The 20,937-nt window shown below is 61.1% G+C and carries 21 protein-coding genes and 1 pseudogene; 13 read left to right on the plus strand and 9 right to left on the minus strand.

From position 1 onward, the window contains the following. Positions 1–50 precede the first annotated feature (50 nt). Positions 51–953, minus strand: a complete 903-nt coding sequence (locus NH234_RS13255; protein ID WP_367256910.1) for a LysR family transcriptional regulator — start codon at positions 951–953, stop codon at positions 51–53. Positions 954–1,077: 124 nt separating this feature from the next. On the opposite strand from NH234_RS13255, the gene NH234_RS13260 reads away from it, so the two are divergent. The 3 genes from NH234_RS13260 (at position 1,078) to NH234_RS13270 (ending at position 3,376) form a co-directional block, all read left to right on the plus strand. Then, a complete protein-coding gene (locus NH234_RS13260) occupies positions 1,078–2,508 on the plus strand; it encodes an aldehyde dehydrogenase family protein (protein WP_367256912.1) in 1,431 nt (476 codons plus the stop codon). Between the two features lie 90 nt (positions 2,509–2,598). Next, positions 2,599–2,952 (plus strand): hypothetical protein, encoded by a 354-nt coding sequence (locus NH234_RS13265; protein WP_170929557.1) that lies wholly within the window; start codon positions 2,599–2,601, stop codon positions 2,950–2,952. Beyond that, positions 2,945–3,376 (plus strand): hypothetical protein, encoded by a 432-nt coding sequence (locus NH234_RS13270; RefSeq protein WP_367256914.1) that lies wholly within the window; start codon positions 2,945–2,947, stop codon positions 3,374–3,376. The genes NH234_RS13265 and NH234_RS13270 overlap by 8 nt, the downstream gene beginning before the upstream one ends. Positions 3,377–3,438: 62 nt before the next feature. On the opposite strand, the gene NH234_RS13275 is transcribed toward NH234_RS13270, so the two are convergent. After that, positions 3,439–5,001 carry a diguanylate cyclase gene (locus NH234_RS13275; protein WP_367256916.1) on the minus strand — a complete coding sequence of 521 codons (1,563 nt, stop codon included), beginning with the start codon at positions 4,999–5,001 and terminating at the stop codon, positions 3,439–3,441. 225 nt (positions 5,002–5,226) lie between these two features. Here NH234_RS13275 and ycaC point away from each other — a divergent pair, with 225 nt between their 5' ends. Next, positions 5,227–5,859, plus strand: coding sequence for an isochorismate family cysteine hydrolase YcaC (gene ycaC / locus NH234_RS13280; protein ID WP_085708478.1), 633 nt, complete (start codon positions 5,227–5,229; stop codon positions 5,857–5,859). A 57-nt stretch (positions 5,860–5,916) separates the two neighbouring features. On the opposite strand, the gene NH234_RS13285 is transcribed toward ycaC, so the two are convergent. The 5 genes from NH234_RS13285 to NH234_RS13305 form a co-directional block, all read right to left on the minus strand. Next, complete coding sequence (locus NH234_RS13285) at positions 5,917–7,179, minus strand: NAD(P)/FAD-dependent oxidoreductase (protein ID WP_367256918.1); 1,263 nt, start codon at positions 7,177–7,179, stop codon at positions 5,917–5,919. Between the two features lie 4 nt (positions 7,180–7,183). After that, entirely contained in the window at positions 7,184–8,761 is a 1,578-nt protein-coding gene (locus NH234_RS13290; protein WP_367256920.1) for an aldehyde dehydrogenase (NADP(+)), read from the minus strand. A 67-nt stretch (positions 8,762–8,828) separates the two neighbouring features. Next, positions 8,829–9,776, minus strand: a complete 948-nt coding sequence (locus NH234_RS13295) for a dihydrodipicolinate synthase family protein (protein WP_367256922.1) — start codon at positions 9,774–9,776, stop codon at positions 8,829–8,831. Positions 9,777–9,831: 55 nt separating this feature from the next. Continuing rightward, on the minus strand, positions 9,832–10,758 hold the full coding sequence (locus NH234_RS13300) for a 4-hydroxyproline epimerase (protein WP_367256924.1): 927 nt from the start codon (positions 10,756–10,758) through the stop codon (positions 9,832–9,834). Positions 10,759–10,780: 22 nt separating this feature from the next. Beyond that, on the minus strand, positions 10,781–12,412 hold the full coding sequence (locus tag NH234_RS13305; RefSeq protein WP_367256926.1) for an APC family permease: 1,632 nt from the start codon (positions 12,410–12,412) through the stop codon (positions 10,781–10,783). Positions 12,413–12,647: 235 nt separating this feature from the next. Here NH234_RS13305 and NH234_RS13310 point away from each other — a divergent pair, with 235 nt between their 5' ends. The 3 genes from NH234_RS13310 (at position 12,648) to NH234_RS13320 (ending at position 14,428) form a co-directional block, all read left to right on the plus strand. Then, complete coding sequence (locus tag NH234_RS13310; RefSeq protein WP_367256928.1) at positions 12,648–13,418, plus strand: helix-turn-helix domain-containing protein; 771 nt, start codon at positions 12,648–12,650, stop codon at positions 13,416–13,418. A 64-nt stretch (positions 13,419–13,482) separates the two neighbouring features. Further along, positions 13,483–13,755 (plus strand): hypothetical protein, encoded by a 273-nt coding sequence (locus NH234_RS13315; protein WP_085733988.1) that lies wholly within the window; start codon positions 13,483–13,485, stop codon positions 13,753–13,755. Positions 13,756–13,801: 46 nt separating this feature from the next. After that, the gene (locus NH234_RS13320; protein ID WP_367256930.1) at positions 13,802–14,428 is read left to right on the plus strand and encodes a DUF3885 domain-containing protein; all 627 of its coding nucleotides are present in this window, start codon (positions 13,802–13,804) and stop codon (positions 14,426–14,428) included. Positions 14,429–14,465: 37 nt separating this feature from the next. Here NH234_RS13320 and NH234_RS13325 read toward each other — a convergent pair whose 3' ends face one another. Beyond that, positions 14,466–14,711, minus strand: a complete 246-nt coding sequence (locus NH234_RS13325) for a hypothetical protein (protein WP_367256931.1) — start codon at positions 14,709–14,711, stop codon at positions 14,466–14,468. 2 nt (positions 14,712–14,713) lie between these two features. Continuing rightward, positions 14,714–14,890, minus strand: a complete 177-nt coding sequence (locus NH234_RS13330; RefSeq protein ID WP_367256933.1) for a hypothetical protein — start codon at positions 14,888–14,890, stop codon at positions 14,714–14,716. A 143-nt stretch (positions 14,891–15,033) separates the two neighbouring features. Between NH234_RS13330 and NH234_RS13335 the strand changes: the two genes are divergently transcribed. The 6 genes and pseudogenes from NH234_RS13335 to NH234_RS13360 all read left to right on the plus strand — a co-directional run bounded on the left by NH234_RS13335 (position 15,034) and on the right by NH234_RS13360 (position 20,927). Next, entirely contained in the window at positions 15,034–17,160 is a 2,127-nt protein-coding gene (locus NH234_RS13335; protein WP_367256934.1) for a TonB-dependent receptor family protein, read from the plus strand. 112 nt (positions 17,161–17,272) lie between these two features. Further along, positions 17,273–17,389: pseudogene (locus NH234_RS13340) on the plus strand (PAAR domain-containing protein); the annotation flags it as partial. Between the two features lie 183 nt (positions 17,390–17,572). After that, positions 17,573–18,625 carry an isopenicillin N synthase family dioxygenase gene (locus NH234_RS13345; protein WP_367256935.1) on the plus strand — a complete coding sequence of 351 codons (1,053 nt, stop codon included), beginning with the start codon at positions 17,573–17,575 and terminating at the stop codon, positions 18,623–18,625. Positions 18,626–18,652: 27 nt separating this feature from the next. Continuing rightward, complete coding sequence (locus NH234_RS13350) at positions 18,653–19,462, plus strand: MetQ/NlpA family ABC transporter substrate-binding protein (protein WP_367256937.1); 810 nt, start codon at positions 18,653–18,655, stop codon at positions 19,460–19,462. Then, the gene (locus tag NH234_RS13355) at positions 19,459–20,259 is read left to right on the plus strand and encodes a methionine ABC transporter ATP-binding protein (RefSeq protein WP_367256939.1); all 801 of its coding nucleotides are present in this window, start codon (positions 19,459–19,461) and stop codon (positions 20,257–20,259) included. Before NH234_RS13350 ends, NH234_RS13355 begins: the two co-directional genes overlap by 4 nt. Beyond that, entirely contained in the window at positions 20,256–20,927 is a 672-nt protein-coding gene (locus tag NH234_RS13360) for a methionine ABC transporter permease (protein WP_367256941.1), read from the plus strand. Before NH234_RS13355 ends, NH234_RS13360 begins: the two co-directional genes overlap by 4 nt. The last annotated feature ends 10 nt before the right edge of the window (positions 20,928–20,937 follow it).

Genomic DNA, 20,937 nt, shown 5'->3' on the forward strand with positions numbered 1-20,937 from the left:
CAGGTATTGATTGTGCGAGCCGCACATCCTGTGTCGACTCAACGCCCGAATCAAACCAGATTGGGCCGCAACTCGTGCACCAGATCAATCAGCGCACGCAACCGCGCCGGCACGAAGCGATGGCCCGAGTAATAAAGCCTCAACCCGCCAAACGACGGACACCACGGCATCAGCACCGGCACCAGTGCGCCGCTGGCCAGTTCTTCCTGGATGAACCACTCGGAAATGAAACCGATGCCCAGGCCCAGCACCACGGCCTGTTTGATCGCCAGCAACTCGTTGAACACGAAACGCGTCGGCAGATCCATTTGCAATTTCTCGCCGTCGCGCTCCAGCTCCCAGTGATAGAGGCCGCCGTGGGCCATGCGCATGCCGATGCTCTGGTGGGTGAGCAGATCCCGTGGGTGTTCGGGCACGCCGTGGCGTTCGAGGTACACCGGCGTTGCCACCATGAGCATGCGGATGTCGCCTGACAGCGCCACCGCAATCATGTCTTGCGGCACGGACTCTGCCAGGCGGATCCCGGCGTCGAAGCCCCCGGCGACAATGTCGACCATGCTGGCCTCGCTGACGACGTCGATGCGCACTTCGGGATAACGTCTTGCGTACTGATTGAGCAGCGGCTCCAGCAGCAGGTACGCCGCGCCGTGCGGTGCGTTGATGCGCAGTGTGCCGCTGGGTTCATCGAGACCGACGCTGGCCTCTTCGCCGGCACTCTTGATCTGCGCTAGTGCTGGGGCGATGCGCTCCACATAGCGCTGCCCGATATCGGTGAGGGCAACGCTGCGCGTAGAGCGGTTGAACAGGCGTACCTTCAGGCGCGCTTCGAGGCCGGCCACCGCGCTGCTCACGGCGGTAGTGGACATACCCAGTTCCTGTGCCGCGCCGCGAAAACTGTTGCGTCGGGCGACGGCCAGTACCACTTCCAGCTCGGTCATTCCTGTTCTGTGCATTGATTGTCCTGAAAATAGGGATGTTTCATCAGCCAAAGGATAGCTTATCGGAACAATCAACCCTTCTTAGACTTCGCTTCATCGAGGCTCGCTTCAAGCGGGTCATTTTCAGCGAGGAGTTGTCATGCAGCGCATTGAACACATCTACATCAACGGCGAGTACGTCCTCCCACACGGTCAGGAGTGGTTCGACCTCCATAACCCCAGCACCGAAGAAGTCATCGGTCAGGTTCGATTGGGCGATGCACTGGACGCCCAGCGCGCCATCGCCGCCGCCAAGGCTGCGTTCCCGGCCTGGTCTCGCACAACGCGTGAGGAACGCATTGCCGTCCTGCAACGCATGCATAAGGCCGTGGCGGTCAGAGAGGAAGAACTGCTGGAAGCCATCCTTGAGGAGTATGGCTCGCCTGCGGTTCGCGGGCGCTGGATGGCGACGTACCCGGCGGATGTGATTGTGCAAGCGATCGAAGCGCTGGAGGCGTTCGACTTCGAAGAGCAGGCCGGTATGGCCAAGGTCATTCTGACGCCCGTGGGCGTGACCGGGCTGATCACGCCGTGGAACAGCAATGCCGGCTTCATCTGCAACAAGCTGGCCACCGCACTGGCGGCGGGCTGCACCGCCGTCATCAAGCCCAGCGAGATGAGCGCGTTGCAGACGCAGGTCGTGATCCGGGCGTTGCACGAAGCGGGGCTGCCACCGGGTGTCTTCAACATCGTCAATGGCCGAGGCGACGTGGTTGGCGAGGAGATCGCCCGGCATCCCGACGTGGCCAAAATCTCGTTCACCGGGTCGTCCGCGGTCGGTCAGCATCTGGTCAGAACCGGTGCCGACACCCTGAAACGCGTGACCCTGGAATTGGGCGGCAAGTCGCCCACCGTGGTACTCGATGACGCGGACTTCCAGGCGGTCATGCCGTTGGCACTGCACGCCGGATTCCTCAACAGCGGCCAGGCCTGCATCGCGGGCACGCGCATTCTGGTACCGCGTTCACGGCTCGCCGAGTTCGAACAGGCTGCGAAGGAGGGCGTCGCACAGTTTCAATCGGGCGATCCGCGCAACGCCGACACCGATATCGGCCCGATGGTCAGCCAGAAACAATGGGAGCGGGTGCAGCGCTACATCCGTATCGGTCAGGAGGAGGGCGCGAGGTTGCTGGCGGGTGGCGAAGGTCGTCCTGAAGGCCTGCGCGCCGGATGGTTCGTCAAACCTACGATTTTCACGGACGCCAACAACCAGATGCGCATCGCGCGAGAAGAAATCTTCGGGCCAGTGCTGACGATCATCCCTTACGAAGACGACGCCGATGCGATCCGCATCGCCAACGATACGGATTATGGGCTGAGCGCCCTGGTGCTGGGCCAGAACCCCGAACGCTGTGTGAATATCGCCCGTCAGATCGACTCGGGACGCGTACTCATCAACACCCTGGCCCACGAACCGCGCGCTCCTTTTGGCGGATTCAAACACTCGGGCCTGGGGCGCGAAATGGGCAAGTGGGGGATGAGTGCGTATTTGGAGCCGAAGACGTTGATCACCCATGACGCGGTGAAGTGACCGGATCGCGGGGATCGGAAACCGGGCGAAATTCATTCCTGGTTTCCAGCAGCGCTACGCATGATCGCCCGGGTTTGAAGTTGACCGTCCATGCTGCCCTATCGCAGCATGGCTTCTCCCGAATTCCATGCCTGGAAACTCATGTCTGAACCTTTGGATCTTGATGAATTGTTGGAACATGTCAGTGATGAAGCCTCGTTCATTCGCTTCATCAGGGCGCTGGGGGCTGATTTTGCCCACGAGCGATCATTGGAAGACCTGTCACCTTCAGCGCCCTATGGGGCAGGCGCTTCAGGGTGGGAAAACGGATCCGTTGACTCGTTCCTTGATGCGGCGGCCGCGTGGGCGGACTCGAGCAGCCGATCCTCTTCATACGAAGGTGCGGTATCGAACGTATGGCAGCGTTGCGCAGCCATTCTGCTGGCCGGAAAGTTTTATGAGTGAGCTGCCCGCGACCTTCGCGTCTGACCGGAAGAACCCCATGCCCAGAGTGTTACCGGACAACGAACTCAACGCGTTATTGGTGGAAGCCGAAGCCAACGGTTTAACGCTCAGTGAGCTTGCCGCCACTTGCACGCAGTTCTCTATTGCACCGCGAGATCTGCTGAACGAACTCTCCATAACCATTGCCGAGGGCTATCTGGAGAGATCGCTGGACTATGAGTTTTGCGATGGTGTGATGAACGGAATCATCAATGCCGTGGTTGAGGTCGCCATGACTGAAGAAATGCCTGAGCCCGCCTTCTCGCTCTATCAGGCGTTCGATCTGGGTGAGTGGATCCGCAGTGAAGACCCGCCGGGAACTGATCCCGGTGAGAAATACGCGAGGCCAGTGGTTGAGGACATAATGCGTGCGTTGAGGGGCTGAGGTTCAGTGTCGATTCTGACGGACGACTGACGTGGAATCGGGCTTGCGCTTGCTGTCATCAGTCACACTGACTCCTCCGCCGAACACCAACGATTGCGCCCCAGCCGCTTCGCCTGATACAGGCAGGTATCTGCCGACTTCAGCAACATGGCCGGGGTCACGGCGTCGTCAACTGCATGACGGGTCGCAATGCCGGCGCTGGCGGTGACGTACCCGAGAGGATGCCCGGTGTGTTCCAGTTCCAGCAAGCGGATGGCTTGCAGGATGTCCTCGGCGACTTGAATGGCGCCGGCGTTTTCGGTGTTGGGCAGCAGCACAGTGAATTCTTCGCCGCCGTAGCGCACGGCGAGATCGCCGGGGCGTTTGACCGCTTGCTGGATTACGCGTCCGACGGCGTTCAGGCAGTCGTCGCCGGCGGCGTGGCCATAACGGTCGTTGTAGCGTTTGAAGTGGTCGACATCGAGCATGATCAACGACAGCGACGAGCCCTGACGGCGGGCCAGACGAATCTCGTCCGCCAGCGCATTGTCCAGGCGCCGACGGTTGCCGAGGCCGGTGAGGCTGTCGGTCAGTGCCATGTCGCGCATGGCCTGGTGGGCGGAACGGATTTCCCGTTCCATCGCGATCCGCTGACGCAGTTGGCTCAGTACGATCAGCCCGAAACCGGCGAGGAGCAGAATCAGGAAAATCAGCACGAAGCCGTTTTTCAGCAAATCCCGACGCCACGGCGCGGTGATGGAATCTTTCGACAGGCCGGCCTCCACCACCAGCGGATAGGTGGTCAGGGCGCGATAGCCGTACAGGCGCTCGGTGTCATCGACCACTGCCCGGATCTGGGCAATGCCTTCGTTGGAACTGGGCAGGTAAGTCTTGAAGATCTCGCTGTTCGCCAGGCTTTTGCCCACCACGGAGGCGATGAAAGGACGGCGAACCAGAATCGTGCCGTTACGCATGGCCAGCACCAGTGCGCCTTTATCATCGATCCGGAAATCGCCGTAATAGTCGACGAAGTAACTGACCTTGACCGTCCCCAGCAGCACGCCGGCGAACGAGCCATCGGGGTTGTTCAAACGGCGGGAGATGGGAATGATCAGGTCATGGGTGGAGCGGCTCTCGACCACCTGGCCGATGCGCACTTGCCGATCCTCATGGGTGCGGTGGTACTGGAAATAATCGCGGTCGGCGTTGTTGGCCATTTCCGGGGTGACTTCTTTGTCGGTCACGATCCAGTGGCCGTCCGGCCCGTAGATGAACAGACCGTGCAACTGCGGCATGATTTTCGATTGCTGCACCAGCAGCTTGTGAATGCGCGGGACATCGAGGTTCTGCAAACCGTCACCTTCGACACGCTCGGCCAGCCCGGCGGTGACCACATCGACCTGGCGAATCGTATCTTCGGCGTGCTGGGCCGTGGCGCGGGCCAGGTTGGTCACCGAATCGCGCGCGGACGCAAAAACCGAACGATAGTCACGCCACGTCCGCCAGCTCTCGACCGCCAGAAACGCCACGACCACCACCAGCATGAAGCTTACGGTCAGTCGAAAGGTCGAACCGGCCTTCATCGCTTTGCCGGCGGGGCGCCGCGTGTCGTTCGCAGTGGGCGCTTGTGTGTTGCGTCCGAGCATCAACTTTTCCCTGGATGTCGTTCTGAACGTGTTGCTGGCGAACATTATGACAAGGATCGGCGGGAAGATCGGGACCGCAGCGTGATTGAGCCTCGCTTTGATCGGATTGTCTCGTTTGGGGTGACGGTTAAACGCTTTGCAGGTGATTTATCGCTTTCAGGCGAGTCATTAATCTGTGCCCATCTTGAACGCAAGCGAACTTCCACAACTAAAAAGGGATTCAAAATGAGCACTGCAACCTACAACCGCCTGAACAAAGACGACGCTGTGGTTCTGCTGGTCGATCACCAGACCGGTCTGATTTCGCTGGTACAGGACTTCTCGCCGAACGAGTTCAAGAACAACGTGCTGGCACTGGCCGACCTGGCAAAATTCTTCGAGTTGCCGACCATTCTCACCACCAGTTTCGAACAAGGCCCGAACGGCCCGCTGGTGCCGGAGCTCAAGGAAATGTTCCCGGATGCGCCGTACATTGCCCGCCCGGGCCAGATCAACGCCTGGGATAACGAAGACTTCGTCAAGGCGATCAAGGCTACCGGCCGCAAGCAGATCATCATTGCCGGTGTCGTGACCGACGTATGCGTAGCGTTCCCGACCTTGTCGGCACTGGCGGAAGGGTTTGACGTGTTCGTGGTGACTGATGCCTCCGGCACCTTCAACACCACCGTGCAGCAAGCTGCGTGGAACCGCATGACCCAGGCCGGCGCACAGATGATGAACTGGTTCTCCGTGGCCTGTGAGCTGCACCGCGACTGGCGCAACGATATTGAAGGGCTGGGCAATCTGCTGTCCCAGCGGATTCCGAACTATCGCAATTTGATGAATGGGTATGCGGCGCTGACGGCGCGTCAGGGTTGATCGAGACACTGCAATAAATACAAAAGGCCTGCCCTCAAAAGCAGGCCTTTCGCTTTTTCAGAAACGATCCAGCCTGTAAGGCTCGACACTCGGCAGCTCCACCCCCCGAGTCGCAGCCAGCGGCGATACCATCCGCTCAACCATCTCCGCCGTCACCGCCGCCTGCGTCAGCCCCAGATGCTGATGCCCGAACGCGAGCAGCACCTTGCCGTCGTCTGTCTGATCGATGATCGGCAACGAGTCCGGCAGCGAAGGCCTGAACCCCATCCACGGTGTGGCCGCCTCAACATTCAACTCCTCACGAAACAAGCCCTTGCTCAATCGATGCAGCTGCCAGGCCCGTGCCATGGTTGGCGGTGCTTCAAGCCCGGCGAACTCGACGGTGCCCGCCAGACGCAAGCCTTCGGACATCGGCGTCATGATGAACTTGCGTTCCAGTGACGTGACGGGGAAGGGCAGCCGGTTGTGCTCCTGAGGCAGCATCAGGTGATAACCGCGCTCGGTGTCCAGCGGCACTTTCTTGCCCGTCAGCGCTTTAGTCAGCGTGGCCGAGTGAGCACCGCAGGCGATCAATACCCGACGGGCACCCAGGCTGCCTGTTCCGGTATTGAGCGAAACGCCCTGGGTATGCAGCTGCCCGCCCTCGACCCGTTGCTTCACAAACTGTACGCCGCAGGCCTTGGCGGCGCTGACCAGTTCGCACACCACCCGGTAAGGATCGATGAAGTGCCCGGTACTCGGGAAAAACAGTCCGCCCTGAAGATGTTCGCTCAGTTGCGGTGCGCTGTCCCGCACCGCAGCCGCTTGCCATAAATCGACTGGGACCTGTTGCTGACGCAAGCGCGCCTGCAACGCTTCAATGGCCGGGCGCGAATCGGGACGTTCGAACACCAGCAGCGAACCCTCCACCTTCAGCAGATCAGGTCGCTGGATGTCACCGAGCAACCGGTGCCAGGCCTCCAGCGAACTCTCATTGAGCGCTCGCAGACCTGCCACCGTGCGCTGGAACGGCGCCGAGCGCAGATTCAGCAACAAGCGAGTGAACCAGGGCAGGGCGCAGGGCAGGTATTTCCAGTCCAGGCGCAACGGCCCCATCGGGTCCATGAGCATGGCCGGCAAGCGCTTGAGGATCGACAGGTCGGCAATCGGAAAAACCTGCTCGGTGGCCAGGTGCCCGGCATTACCGAACGATGCGCCGTGGCCGGGTTCCTGCGGGTCGATCACGACCACCTGCAATCCCTGCCGCGCCAGACGCAGTGCGCAGGCAACGCCGATGATGCCCGCGCCGACCACGGCGATGTCATGGGTGAGGTTCGACATGGTTTCAGGCTTCCCTTTGGCCATCGAACAGGCGTCGCAGCGCCAGTGGATTGGCCTGTTTAAGCGCAGTTGGCAGCAAGGCGTCGGGGAAATCCTGATAGCAGACCGGGCGCAGGAAACGCAGGATCGCCGCCGTGCCGACCGACGTGGTGCGCGGGTCGGACGTGGCTGGGAACGGCCCGCCATGTACCATCGCATCGCAGACTTCGACCCCGGTCGGCCAGCCGTTTACCAGCAAGCGTCCGGCCTTGCGCTCCAGCGTCGGCAGCAGTGAACGGGCCTGATCCAGATCCTCGTCATCCAGATGCAGGGTGGCGGTCAGTTGACCTTCCAGCTGTTCCAGAACCTGGCGGATTTCATCATGGCTGGCACATTGCACGACCAGCGACGCTGCGCCAAAAGCTTCGGCGTGCAGCGCGTGATCGGCGAGAAAGTCCGCAGCATCGGCGACAAAGACATGGGCCTGACCCTGGTTCGGACCGGTCCCTCTCTGGCCGACCACTGCAAGACGTGCGCGTGGATTCTCCGCCAGGGTATTCACGCTGGACTCGTAGGCATTGAAGATGCCGGGCGTGAGCATAGTCTGGGCCGGACTGCGCTGAATGAACTCGGCGGCAGCGCCAATGAAGGTGTCCAGCGCCGGTCCCTTGAGGGCGATCACCAGGCCGGGATTGGTGCAGAACTGTCCGGCACCCAGCGTGAGCGAGGCAACAAAACCTTCGGCCAGTACTTGCGGGCGATTGTGCAACGCAGCGGGAAACAACAGCACCGGGTTGATCGAACTCATTTCCGCATACACCGGAATCGGTTCGGGGCGAGCCTGAGCCGCTTTGATCAACGCGAGTCCGCCGCTGCGCGAACCAGTGAAGCCGACGGCTTTGATGCGTGGATCGCTGACCAGCGCAATGCCGACTTCGCGTCCGGAACCATACAACAACGAGAACACACCCTCAGGCAGACCGCAGGCCTTGACGGCCCGAGCCACGGCGCGGCCGACCAATTCGCTGGTGCCGGGATGGGCGCCGTGGGCCTTGACGATTACCGGGCATCCGGCGGCCAGTGCTGAAGCGGTATCGCCGCCAGCGACGGAGAAGGCGAGGGGGAAATTGCTCGCGCCGAACACCGCCACCGGCCCCAGCGCAATCTGGCGTTGACGCAGATCCGAGCGCGGCATCGGCTGGCGCTGCGGCTGAGCGCTGTCGACCCGCACATCCAGCCATTCGCCGGCCCGTACGGTGCGGGCGAAAAGGCGCAATTGCTGGCAGGTACGTCCGCGTTCGCCCAACAGGCGAGGGCGCGGCAGACCGGTTTCGGCCATGGCGCGTTCGATCAACTCATCGCCGAGGGCTTCGATTTCGTTGGCAATGGTTTCGATAAATTCGGCGCGTGCGTCCAGCGCGGTTTCGCGATAACGGTCGAACGCGGCCCAGGCCAGTGCGCAGGCTTTCTCGACATGTTCGGCGGAGCCGCCGGCGTAAGCGGGCTCCAGCGGCGCGTCGGTGGCCGGGTTGATTCCCTGAATGACCTCGCGATTGCCCGAGAGGTTTTGCTGACCGATCAGCAGTTTGCCCGTAAGAGACATGGCATGTTCCTGAAAAGAAAGAAGGCCCGCCGCCGGTAATCACGGCGGGCTGAAACGAGGCTGCGGGTCAGGCGAAGTTCTGTTCCGCCGACCAGTTTTCGTACCAGTGACGGAACAGCACGTACTGGGCTTCCGCGTAACGACGCTGCGAGTCGCTGAGCACATCGGTCTCGTTGAAATGCAGGGTGTATTCCTTGTCGCCGTTGAGCACCATCAGGTGTTTGTAATACAGCACCAGATCCGTGCCTTCGTCGAAGGACGACAGCACTGCCAGCGCCGATTCCAGCTCCCGGGCCTGACGTCGGGCCTTGGCATCCCCCTTGGCGGCTTGCTTGCTCAGAGCCACCAGTTGCAGCACTTCGCGGGGCAGGGCGTTGCCGATGCCGGTGATCGCGCCGGTGGCGTTGCAGTTGACGAAACCGTGTACGACTTGGGTGTCAACGCCGACCATCAGGGTTACGTCATCGTCCTTGGAGGTGATGTTTTCAGCGGCGTAGCGCAGGTCGGCGCCACCACCGAACTCCTTGAAGCCGATCAGGTTCGGGTACTCACGGCGCAGTTCGAAGAACAGGTCGGCACGGGTCGCGAAGCCGTAGTAAGGGCTGTTGTAGATCACTGCCGGCAGGTTCGGTGCGGCTTGCAGAATCGCGGAGAAGTGCGCCTTTTGCGCGGCGAGCGAAGCGCCACGGGACAGCACCCGTGGAATCACCATCAAACCCTGAGCACCGACTTTGGCCGCATGGGCCGCGTGGGACACCGCTTCACGAGTGTTGATGGCGCCAGTACCGACGATCGTTGGAATCCCTGCAGCCACCAGTCGCGCCACGCCTTCCTGGCGCTCGGCCTCGGTGAGCAGCGGCCAGTCACCCATGGAGCCGCAATACACGACAGCGCTCATGCCGATATCGATCAGCTCGCGACCCTTGGCCACCAACGCATCGAAGTCCGGTTTGCGTGCGGCGGTGCACGGTGTCATCAGGGCGGGCATGCAGCCGGTGAAGATGTTGTCGCTCATTATTGTTCTCCTTGGAACGGTCATTCAGATGGGTTTGGGAAAGCAGCGCAGCGGCTCAGATGCCCCACGCGAACGGATCGTCTTCGTCGATCAGCAGCGTGCTGTCGGCGGTCATGTAGGCGCGGCCGGTGATGAACGGGCGCACGCGTTCACCTTCCCGTTCGAAGCGACCTTCGAACTGGCTGCCTGTGATGCTGGCCTGCACCCAGCGCTGGCCGGGCTGAAGTTTTTCATCGGCGGCCAGGCAGGCGAGTTTGGCGCTGGTGCCGGTGCCGCACGGGGAGCGGTCGTAGGCTTTGCCGGGACACATGACGAAGTTGCGGCTGTCGGCGTGGTCGTCATCGGCGAACAGTTCGACGTGGTCGATGACAGCGCCATCCTCGCCATGAATGCCTTGGTCTTCGAGAGCCTTGAGCATTTTCCAGGTGAAGTCGGTCAGGGTTTCGACGTTGTCCATCGTCAGCGTCTGGCCGTGCTCCGACACCAGGAAAAACCAGTTGCCGCCATAGGCGATATCGCCGAGGAAGCGTCCGTAGCCCGGCACCTCGACCGCCACTTGTTTGCGCAATCGATAAGCCGGCACGTTGCCCAAGGTCACGGCGCCGTCCTCATGCAACGTCGCGCTGACGGGGCCGACCGGTGTGTCGATCTTGTGCACGCCTGGAGCGATCAGCCCCAGGTGCTGCAAGGAGGCGATCAGGCCGATGGTGCCGTGGCCGCACATGCCCAGATAACCGGCGTTGTTGAAGAAGATCACCCCGCAGGTGGCGTCCGGCGACACCGGCTCGCAATACAGCGCGCCCACCAGCACATCGTTGCCACGTGGTTCCAGCAGGCAGGCCCGGCGCCAGCGGTCGTGCTGGTTGCGCAGGGCATCGCGCTTTTCGGCCATGGTGTTGCCCGGCAGATCGGGGAAACCCTTCATCACCAGACGCGTGGGTTCACCGCCGGTGTGGGAATCAATGACGTGTACGCGATTCATGTTCGTGTCCCTTCAAGAGGTTTCAATAAGCGCCGGCAGCGCGCGGGTTGGCAGCGGAGGCCGGGGACGGCGAAGCGACTTCGCTTTCATCCTCTTCGGACTCCAGGCGCAGCAGGTGCGCCGGTACGCCAGTGGCGGCGCCCCAGTAATAAATGCCGGTGGCGAAAGCGGCGACGACCAGCGTGTCGAAAGGGTGGGCGAGGATGCCCAGACCACCGAAAGTGCCGAGTTTCGACAGGACGATGGTTACGGTGTAGAAGGCGATCAGCCACGCGGATGAGCGCACTTGATGGGCAAGGCTCAGATGTCTGGTCGGAACGAAACGGCCACACAGCAGGTACACGACAAACATCAGGATTTGCAGGCCGAGCAGCCAGGACACGGTGTCCCAGCCCGACCAGTAGACGATCAGCGCCGCGATGATGAACGACACCGGCCCCAGCACGCCCATGCACTTGACTCGAAACGGGCGCGGCATGTCTGGCGCATTGCGACGCAGCGCGGCGACGGTCACCGGGGCTACGGCGTAGCTCAACACCAGTGCGGCGGATACCACGTTGATCAGCGCTTCCCAGGACGGGAACGGCAGGGTCCAGAACACCGACAGGGCAAAGGTCAGCCACAGTGCCGGGCGCGGGATGCCGGATTTCTCATCGATGCGGGTGAAGACTTTGAAGAAGGTGCCGGTCTGCGCCCAGCCGTAGATCACTCGTGGCGTGGCATTCATGTAGATGTTGCCGCAGCCGCTGGGCGAGATCACCGCGTCGGCAACCACCAGATAGGCCAGCCAGCCCACGCCGAGCGCCAGGGCGATATCGCGATACGGCAGGGCGAATTCCTTGGAAACCCCGGCCCAGCCATTGGCGAGCAGTTCAGTCGGGATGCCGCCAAGGAACGCCGTTTGCAGCAACACGTATATTGCAGTCGACAGCAGCACCGAAAGGATCAGCGCAATGGGAATCGTGCGTTGTGGATTCTTCACTTCGCTGGCCACCGAGATGATCGGGGTCAGGCCGAGATAGGCAAAGATCACGCCGCCGGCAGAAACCGCCATCTCGATGCCCGAGAGCCCGAAAGGTGCGAAACCCTGAACCTGAAAGTTCTCCGGTTTGAAGAAGGTGAACAGCACACCGATCACCAGCAGCGGCACGATGAACTTGAACACGCTCACCAGGTTGTTGGCCTTGGCGAAGGTCTTCACGCTGCGGTAGTTGAGCAGGAAGAACACGCAGAGCAGCGCGAACTGCACTAGCCAGCCCAGCACTGTTGGATCACCGCTGCCGGCTTTGGTCAGGCCGGGAAACCACGCCGCCGCGTACTGGCGAGAGGCAACCACCTCGATCGCCACCAGGCTGGAAAACGCGATCAGCGTGATGAAACCCATCAGATAACCAAGCAGCGGGCCGTGGCTGTAGACCGGATAACGCACCACTCCGCCGGCCCGGGGCAGCGCGGCGCCCAGTTCGCAGTAGACGATGCCCAACAGCAATACGGCGAAACCGCCCAGCAGCCAGGAAAAAATCCCCGCCGGCCCGGCAATCGCAGAGACGTGACTGGCCGCGAACAGCCACCCCGAACCGAAGATCGCTCCGAGCCCGATAAAAGTGAGGTCGATCAATGAAAGCTGTTTTTTGAACTTGCCTTGGCCTGACATGGCGTCGCCTTCTTGTGAGTTATTGGATAGGCAGGTGTATGTCACTGGGACGGGCCAACATTGAACTCATCGGCCGTCGCGTGATTGATGTTTTGCGCAGGGATGGATGACGAAATCAGCACAATTGCACTGAACGACGGCAGGCCTCGACAGGCTGCTGACGTTGCTGCACTCTGCACGCGAACGCCGTTTGGCGGGCCGTTGGCCGATTCACCCGCGAAGGAAAACACCGACGATGCAGAACGCATTTGCGCGCCTGTGCGAGGGCGATGAGCACAATCGCCCCCAGACCCTCGAAGCCTTGGTGGCGGGCGTTGCTGCGCTGTTGCCGATGCTCGACGTGATCCCGAATGCGGTGATTTTCATCAAGGATCCGGACGCGCGTTACGTCCTGGCCAACCGTACACTGGTGCAGCGCTGCGGGTTGAAAGACCTGAAGCCGCTGCTCGGCAAAACCAGTGCGCAGGTATTTCCCGCGCAACTGGGACCGGGCTACACCGAGCAGGATCGGCGGGTGCTGGAAGAAGGGTGGATGCTGGAGGATCAGCTGGAATTGCACCTCTACGGCAGCCGCGAACCGGGTTGGTGCCTGACCCATAAGCGACCGTTGTACAACCGCGATGGCGCGATCATCGGTCTGGCGGGGATTTCGGTGGATCTGCAATCGGCCAGCGAAACCCACCCGGCCTTCGAGCGGCTGGCCGCCGTCGACGAGCACATTCGAACGCATTTCAATCGGCGGGTGACACTGGGCGAGCTGACGCGGATCGCCGGTATTTCGGTGGCGCAACTGGAGCGCTACTGCAAACGCGTGTTCCACCTGACGCCCCGGCAGATGATCCAGAAGGTACGGCTGGAACATGCCCATCGCTTGCTGCACACCGACCTGCCGATCACCGAAGTCGCCCTGCAGTGCGGCTACACCGACCACAGCGCCTTCACTCGCCAATTCAAGGCCTCGACCGGATTCACACCGCGTCAGTACCGGCAGGCGACGGAGCAATGAACGGTTCCCGGGTCATTGCGGATAAACTGAGCCCGTCAGTCCCAAGTTGCGCAGGTAAAACGAGATGAACCGGATACAGATACGCCATTGCGCGTATTTTCTTTGCGCGATCATGCTGACGTTGACGACAGGCTGCTCCAGCAAGGCTCGCTATGCGACCGTGGGTGATCGCTGCTATGCCAAAGCCGTGCCGACGATGGGCGAGGGTGGCCTGGCCTGGGGACAGACCCTGGGCCAGGCACAGAAAAAGTCCATGGATAACTGCATGCGCTACGCAAGCCGCTCCGGCGGTACGCCCGGTACTTGTCAGGTGGTGTTGGCCAAGTGCAAGAATTAACAGGGCGCTATAGCCACCCACATCACATCGACCGAAAAGGACTTCAGTGAATCTTCATCTTGAAATCGAGCGGATTTTTACCGAACAGGCCTTCGCAAGGCCCCTGTTTTATTCCTGCCCGGGAGGACTGCGTTTCGAACTCTCCGAAACCGGAGGAATGATCGAACAGTTCCTGTTGGCCTTGCGAAAATCGACCGAGATCTGTACCGACATTTTCAGTGACGAGCCCACGCTGGTGACGTGCCTGCGCTTTCACTCCGGCGGCCAGCGATTTGCCCATCGAGCGTTGCTTCAGTCCGTTCGATCTGCAGGTATCGAGATACCTGCAGAACGCTCGATCTGGAGTGAACGCACCGATCCGGATGACTGGTTCTGCAAAAGCGAGCCCGAGTACTGGATCAACCTCGCGTTCGAAGTGCCCGCAAGGATGCTTCAGGCATTGCTCTGGTGCGCACTGGCCACGGATTTTGGTGCGATTGCGCCGAATCCACGCTGCGCGATCTACCTGTTCAACCTGAAGGCCGGAGTGATGGTTTTTCCTTACGACGACCGAGGGATGGACGTGGTCGGGCCCAACAAGGATCTGCTTTCAAGGCTGTATCGCCGGCATCATGCATATCTTCTCGATTACGACCGGCCCGCGATGGACGCTGACTTCGCGGGCTTCTTCTGAGCCTGGGTCCAACCCGGGCATTCAGGCCCGGGCCTGATCAGCGTGCGCGTTTCAACGATTGCGAAAGAGCCTGTTTGGCGATCAGTGAGGCAACGTCCTTCGCACCGAAACAGCGGAATCTGACGCTGTACGCGTCGGTGTCGAGACGGACGATCTTCGTCACGAAACCACCTTCGACGGTGACCTTGCGGATCGATGTCATCGGTAGTTCGACGTCGAGTGTCCCGTCCTGAGCCATGCGGTTCATGGCATTGGCGTTCAAGTGAACAGCGTTCTGGGTCACGGTTACTTTGCCGCCCAGAACCCGCCGTAGTGATTTCTGAACCCCTCGAGCACGCCGGCCAACACGCCGACATTGCCGCTGCCGACGACCTCGTAGAACTCGCCCACATCCTCGTAGTTCACTTCGGCGTCGGTCACCAGAAAATTGGCCATCTTCGACTTCAATACTGTTTCGGCCATCCCTGCATCTCCTTTGTTTGATTACAGTCCAGAAACTCAGACGCCTGTTTACCTGACAAAAAACAAAATCACCATGTGTTTACTTCGTTCATTCATACGTCGCAGTTCTCACTGCCCGTAACTGTCTGTCTGGAGTTCTCTCGATGCCCTCGCTCAAAACACTGCCCGCCGCATTGCTGGGGCTGGCCCTTGCCTGTCCGGTCGAAGCCGAGTCTCAGGGCATGGAGTTGGGGCAGGTGCTGATCGGGGCTGAAGAACAGACTGGCGAAGACCTTTCGCTGGAGGAGGCCAAGGCCCGGTTGGCACAGGTTCCCGGTGGCACCAACGTGGTCGATATGCGCCGCCCGATGCAGGGGCGGGTGGCAAGCAATCAGGATGTGCTGGCGTATCAGCCGGGCGTATATGCGCAGTCGGCGGGCAACGAAGGGGTGAAGATCTCGATTCGCGGCTCGGGCATCAATCGGGCTCCCGGTGCTCACGCGTCGGGGTTGTACACGATGCTCGACGGTCTGCCGCTGAGCGGGCCCGGCGGTACGCCCTACGAGTTGCTGGAGCCGCTGTGGCTTGACCATGTGGAAGTGTTGCGCGGTGCCAATGGTTTTGATCGTGGTGCGCTGGCGTTGGGTGGGGCGGTCGATTACATCAGCCACACCGGCTACAACGCGCCGTTGCTGAATGTGCGTTACGTCATGGGCAGCCACGGCTATGCGCAACGGCAAGTCAGCTCGGGCCAGGTGCTGGGCGATTTCGATTACTACCTGTCGATGACCGATGCACACTCCGATGGTTATCAGGATCACACCACCAGCAAGAGCCAGGGTGTGATCGCCAACTTCGGTTATCGCTTCAATCCGAATCTGGAAACGCGCTTCTACATCCGTCACCGTGAGACTGACAACGACCTCGCCGGGCGGGTGACCAAGCATTCCATCGAACATGATCCGCGTGCGGCCAACCCGGCCTACGTGACGCGCAACGACAGCCGCGATCAGCCGGGCAGCACCTTCATCGGTAACAAGACCACGTACTACATCGATGACGATTCGAGCATCCAGACCGGTCTGGTTTATCACGATTACCCGATGGACCTGCGCGAAGGCCCGAACCGCTTGAAGGTCGCGTACACCGATGTCAGCGGCACGTTCGACTACAAGCGCCGCGACACGCTCTGGGGCATGGAGAGCAACAGCACCATGGGCCTGCGGGTGACCAAACACCTGCCCAACGACGGGGCCAGCGAACGGGTGCGAATTCCTACCGGCAACACCGCCCGCTATGCGCCGGGCACGCCTATGCGCAACTTCACTTATCAGGGTTCGGACTCTGTCCTGCACGTGGGCAACGATCTGGAAATCGCCGACGACCTGTGGCTGACCACCGGCCTCGCAGCGATCTACACCCGCCGCGAAAGCGCCGTGACCTATCCCGAAGGTGGCGGCAAGACCAGCCTCGGTGACTGGGACTATGCACCACGTCTGGGCCTGCGTTATCAGGTGACGCCGGATCTGCAACTGTTCGGCAACCTCAGCCGCTCGGTCGAAGCGCCGCATCCGTGGTCATTGATCTACAGCTCCAACGTACGGTTCCCGGCGGGCAGCGGCGCCGCCACCGGTACCCAGCGTGATCCGGTCAAACTGCAGAACCAGACCGCGACGACGCTGGAACTCGGCGGCCGTGGCGACAGCGCACTCGGCGAATGGAGCCTGGCGTGGTACTACGCCCAGGTGCGCCACGAATTGCTCTCGGTATTGCCGGACGCCAACGCCACTATACCTTACGAACTCAACGCCAGCCCGACCGTGCACCAAGGTGTCGAAGCCAGCCTGAACAGCAACCTGTGGTCAGCGAACGATGGTGGCAAGTTGAGCCTGCGCCAAGCCTACACCTTCAGCGACTTCCACTACCGCGACGACGACCGCTTCGGTGATAACCGCCTGCCAGGACTGCCGATGCATTATTACCAAGGTGAACTGCGCTACGACTTCCCGAAGGGTTTCTTCGCGGCAGTCAACACGCAACTGGTGTCGAAAGTCGCGGTGGATTACGCCAACAGCTACTACGCCGACCCTTACGCCACCTTCGGCGCGACCCTCGGTTACAACGCACCGAAGGGCGACTGGCAGACCTGGCTGGATATGCGCAACCTGACCGACAAGCACTACGCCGCTACCGTTACGCCGGGCTACGACGATAAAGGCCTGGACGCCGCACGCTCCACGCCGGGCGAGGGCATGGCGATGTATGTCGGAGTGTCGTGGAGTCTGCTTTGATCCGACGAAAGCGCGGTGATTGAAACCGTTCGATCACCGGACACCCGAACCTTCGTCCAATTGCCCGATCCTGCTCGCCGGCGTACTGTGACCGGTGGTAAGGAGTGACAACATGAAAGACGCAATCCGCCTCGGCGACTCTACCACCCACGGTGGCAAGGTCCTCGAAGCCTTCTCCCAGACCGATCTCAACGGCAAGCCGATTGCCGCGATCGGTCCTGAGGTCAGTTGAGCCCCCGATAGACTGGCCTAAGCTAATGCAAAAAAGATATTTGTTCGGATCTTTATATATCGTTTAGTTTTGATTCACAGATGAATCAAAAGCATCAAACCGACAGACCCCCGATTGCCATGACGGCACACGCTGAATCGATCACAGGCTCTTCAGGTTTGATTCACACGGGAGTGAATCATGCCGCATACCTTGGACATCACCGCATTACCGACCCTTGACCTGTCGCAGCTCGACGGTACGCCGCAGCAGCGCCAGGCCTTTCTCGATGAGTTGCGTCACGCCGCACGGGACGTCGGGTTTTTCTACCTGACCGGCCATGGCATCGACGCCAATCTTCTCAAGCAGGTTCAGGATCACGCCCGCCAGTTTTTCGCCTTGCCCGACAGTGAAAAAGCCGCTGTCGGGATGATCAATTCGCCGCATTTTCGCGGTTACAACCGCGCAGCTTCGGAGATCACTCGCGGCCAGCCGGATCAACGTGAACAGTTCGATCTGGGTGCCGAGCGTGAGGTATTGCCGCTGACGGCCGACAGTCCGCTGTGGGCGCGTCTGCAAGGGCCCAATCAATGGCCCGAAGCGTTGCCGCAACTCAAACCATTGCTGCTCGATTGGCAGCAAGCAATGACCCAAATGTCTTTGCGCCTGCTGCGCGCTTTCGCCCAGGCACTCGCGCTGCCGGAGAACGCCTTCGACCGGTTGTACGGCGACAAACCCAACGAACACATCAAGCTGATGCGCTATCCGGGGCAGTCCTCGACGGCGAGCAACCAGGGCGTCGGCGCGCACAAGGATTCGGGTTTTCTCAGCTTTCTGCTGCAAGACCAGCAGGCCGGACTGCAAGTGGAAATCGAAGAGGGGCGCTGGATCGATGCGTTACCTCGGGACAACACCCTGGTGGTCAACATCGGCGAATTGCTGGAACTGGCCACCAACGGTTACCTGCGCGCCACGGTGCATCGGGTGGTCTCGCCGCCGGCGGGTAGCGAGCGCTTGTCCATCGCGTTTTTCCTTGGCGCACAACTCGACGCGGTGGTGCCGCTGTACCCGCTGCCGACGGTGTTGCTGCGCGAAGCGCGGGGGCCGGCGAGCGATCCGCTCAATCCGCTGTTCCGCGATGTCGGCTGGAATTACCTCAAGGGCCGGCTGCGTTCGCACCCTGATGTGGCGCGTCGCTTCTATGCCGACGCCTTGCTGCCCGAACCAGCGGCTCGCAAGACCGCCAACGCCTGATCCATCACTCGCTAAAGGATTCTCCTCATGTTGAAAACAGCAGGCTTGACCCTGGCCGTCCTCGGCGCGCTGGTGACTTCGTTTGGCGCTCAAGCGCTAGAGCCGTTGCGCGTTGCTGCCGATCCGGTGCCCCACGCGCAGATTCTGGCCTACATCCAGAAGATCGATCCGCAACTGAACCTCAAGGTGATCGAAATCCCGCAGGGCGTGAACTCCAACGAACTGCTGGTGCACGGCGATGTGGACGCCAACTACTTCCAGCATCTGCCGTACCTGCAATCCCAGGAAAAGGCCCTTGGCGAGAAACTCGCAGTGGCCGCGACGGTGCACATCGAACCGTTGGGCATCTACTCCCATCGCCACAAAACCGTCGCCCAGGTACCGGACAAGGGCACGGTCGCGGTGCCCAATAACGTCACTAACTTGAGCCGTGCGCTTTACCTGTTGCAGGACAACGGCCTGATCAAACTCAAACCCGGGTTCAATGACCCGGCGGCCGATCAGGCAACGCCCAAGGACATCGCCGAAAACCCGAAACACCTGAAGATCCTTGAAATCGAATCGCCGCAACTGCCCCGCGCACTGGATGACGTGGACCTGGCGGTGATCAACGGCAACTACGCGCTGGAAGCCGGGCTGGTGCCGGCCAGGGATGCGCTGGGGCTGGAGAAGGCTGAGCACAACCCTTATGCCAACATTCTGGTGACGACGCCGAAACTGGAGAGCGATCCGCGTATCCAGCAACTGGCCAAGGACCTGACTTCGCCGCAAGTGGCCAAGTACATCGCCGAGAACTTCAAGGGCTCGGTGATTCCGGTAGCGGACGCCAAGCCGTGATCGTCGTCGAGCAGTTGAGCAAAACCTATCTGTCATCGCCAACACCGGCGTTGGATCGGGTGTCGCTGAGTATTCCCGATGGCGCGATCTACGGGATTCTCGGGCGTAGCGGCGCGGGGAAATCGACGCTGCTTCGCTGCCTCAATCTGCTCGAACGCCCGGACTCCGGGCGGATAATGCTGGACGGCGAAGACCTCACCGCGCTGTCCGATAGCGAACTGCGTCGTCAGCGTCAGCGCATCGGCATGATCTTCCAGGGTTTCAACCTGCTGCATTCGCGCGATGTGTTCGACAACGTCGCGGTGCCGCTGGAAATTGCCAAAGTCGCCAAACCACAGCGTCATGAACGGGTTCGGGAACTGCTGGATCTGGTAGGCCTGAGCGACAAGGCTGAAGCCTTTCCTTCGCAACTGTCCGGCGGGCAGAAGCAGCGGGTCGGGATCGCCCGGGCCCTGGCGGCGCGGCCGGCGTATCTGTTGTCGGATGAAGCCACCAGCGCCCTCGACCCGGAAACCACCGCGTCGATTCTGGAGCTGCTGCGCGACATCAATCGTCAGCTCGGACTGACCATCGTGCTGATCACTCATGAACTGGACGTGGTGCGATCGATCTGCGATCACGTCGCTTCCATGGCCAACGGAAGGCTGGTGGAGGCGGGGCCGGTCGCCAGATTGCTGGCCACTCCGGATTCCGCGCTCGGTGCCTCGCTGAGGCCCAGTTGCGGTTTGCCGCTGGGTCACGACGCGCCGGGGCTGAGTTTTCTGCGGCAATACGGCGTGCGGGCGGCCCACTCATGAACCGTACCGTCGACTGGATTGAAATCCTGCAACTGGTGCTCAACGCAACCGGTGAAACCCTGTACATGGTGCTGCTCGCCGGGCTGTTCACGCTGTTGATCGGCCTGCCGCTGGGGGTGTTGCTTTTCATCAGTCGCCGTCAGGGTCTGTACCCGTTGCCCCGGATCAATCAGGCACTGGGCGCGATCATCAACCTCGGTCGTTCGCTGCCGTTCGTGGTGATGCTGATTGCCCTGATTCCGCTGACCCGGATGGTGGTCGGTACCACGCTGGGCAGCACGGCCGCCGTGGTACCGATCACCATCGGTGCCTTTCCGTTTTTTGCGCGGATCGTCGAAAACGCCCTGGACGAAGTCGAAAAGGGCCGGATCGAAGCGATCCTCGCTATGGGCGGTGACATCCGCCACGTGATTTTTAAAGTGCTGTTGCCCGAAGCGCTGCCGGCCTTGCTAGCGGGTATCACCCTGACGCTGGTGATGCTGATCGGTTTTTCCTCCATGGCCGGGGTTATCGGTGGCGGCGGGCTCGGCGATCTGGCCATCCGTTACGGCTATCAGCGGTTCAACAATGAAGTGATGGTCGCCACTGTGGTGGTGCTGGTCATCCTCGTCCAGGGCGTGCAGAGCCTGGGCGATCGGCTGGTGCGATCGCTGGCTCATCGACGCTGAGTGTCGGTTG

This window comes from Pseudomonas sp. stari2, assembly GCF_040760005.1.
In the GTDB taxonomy this organism is placed as follows: domain Bacteria; phylum Pseudomonadota; class Gammaproteobacteria; order Pseudomonadales; family Pseudomonadaceae; genus Aquipseudomonas.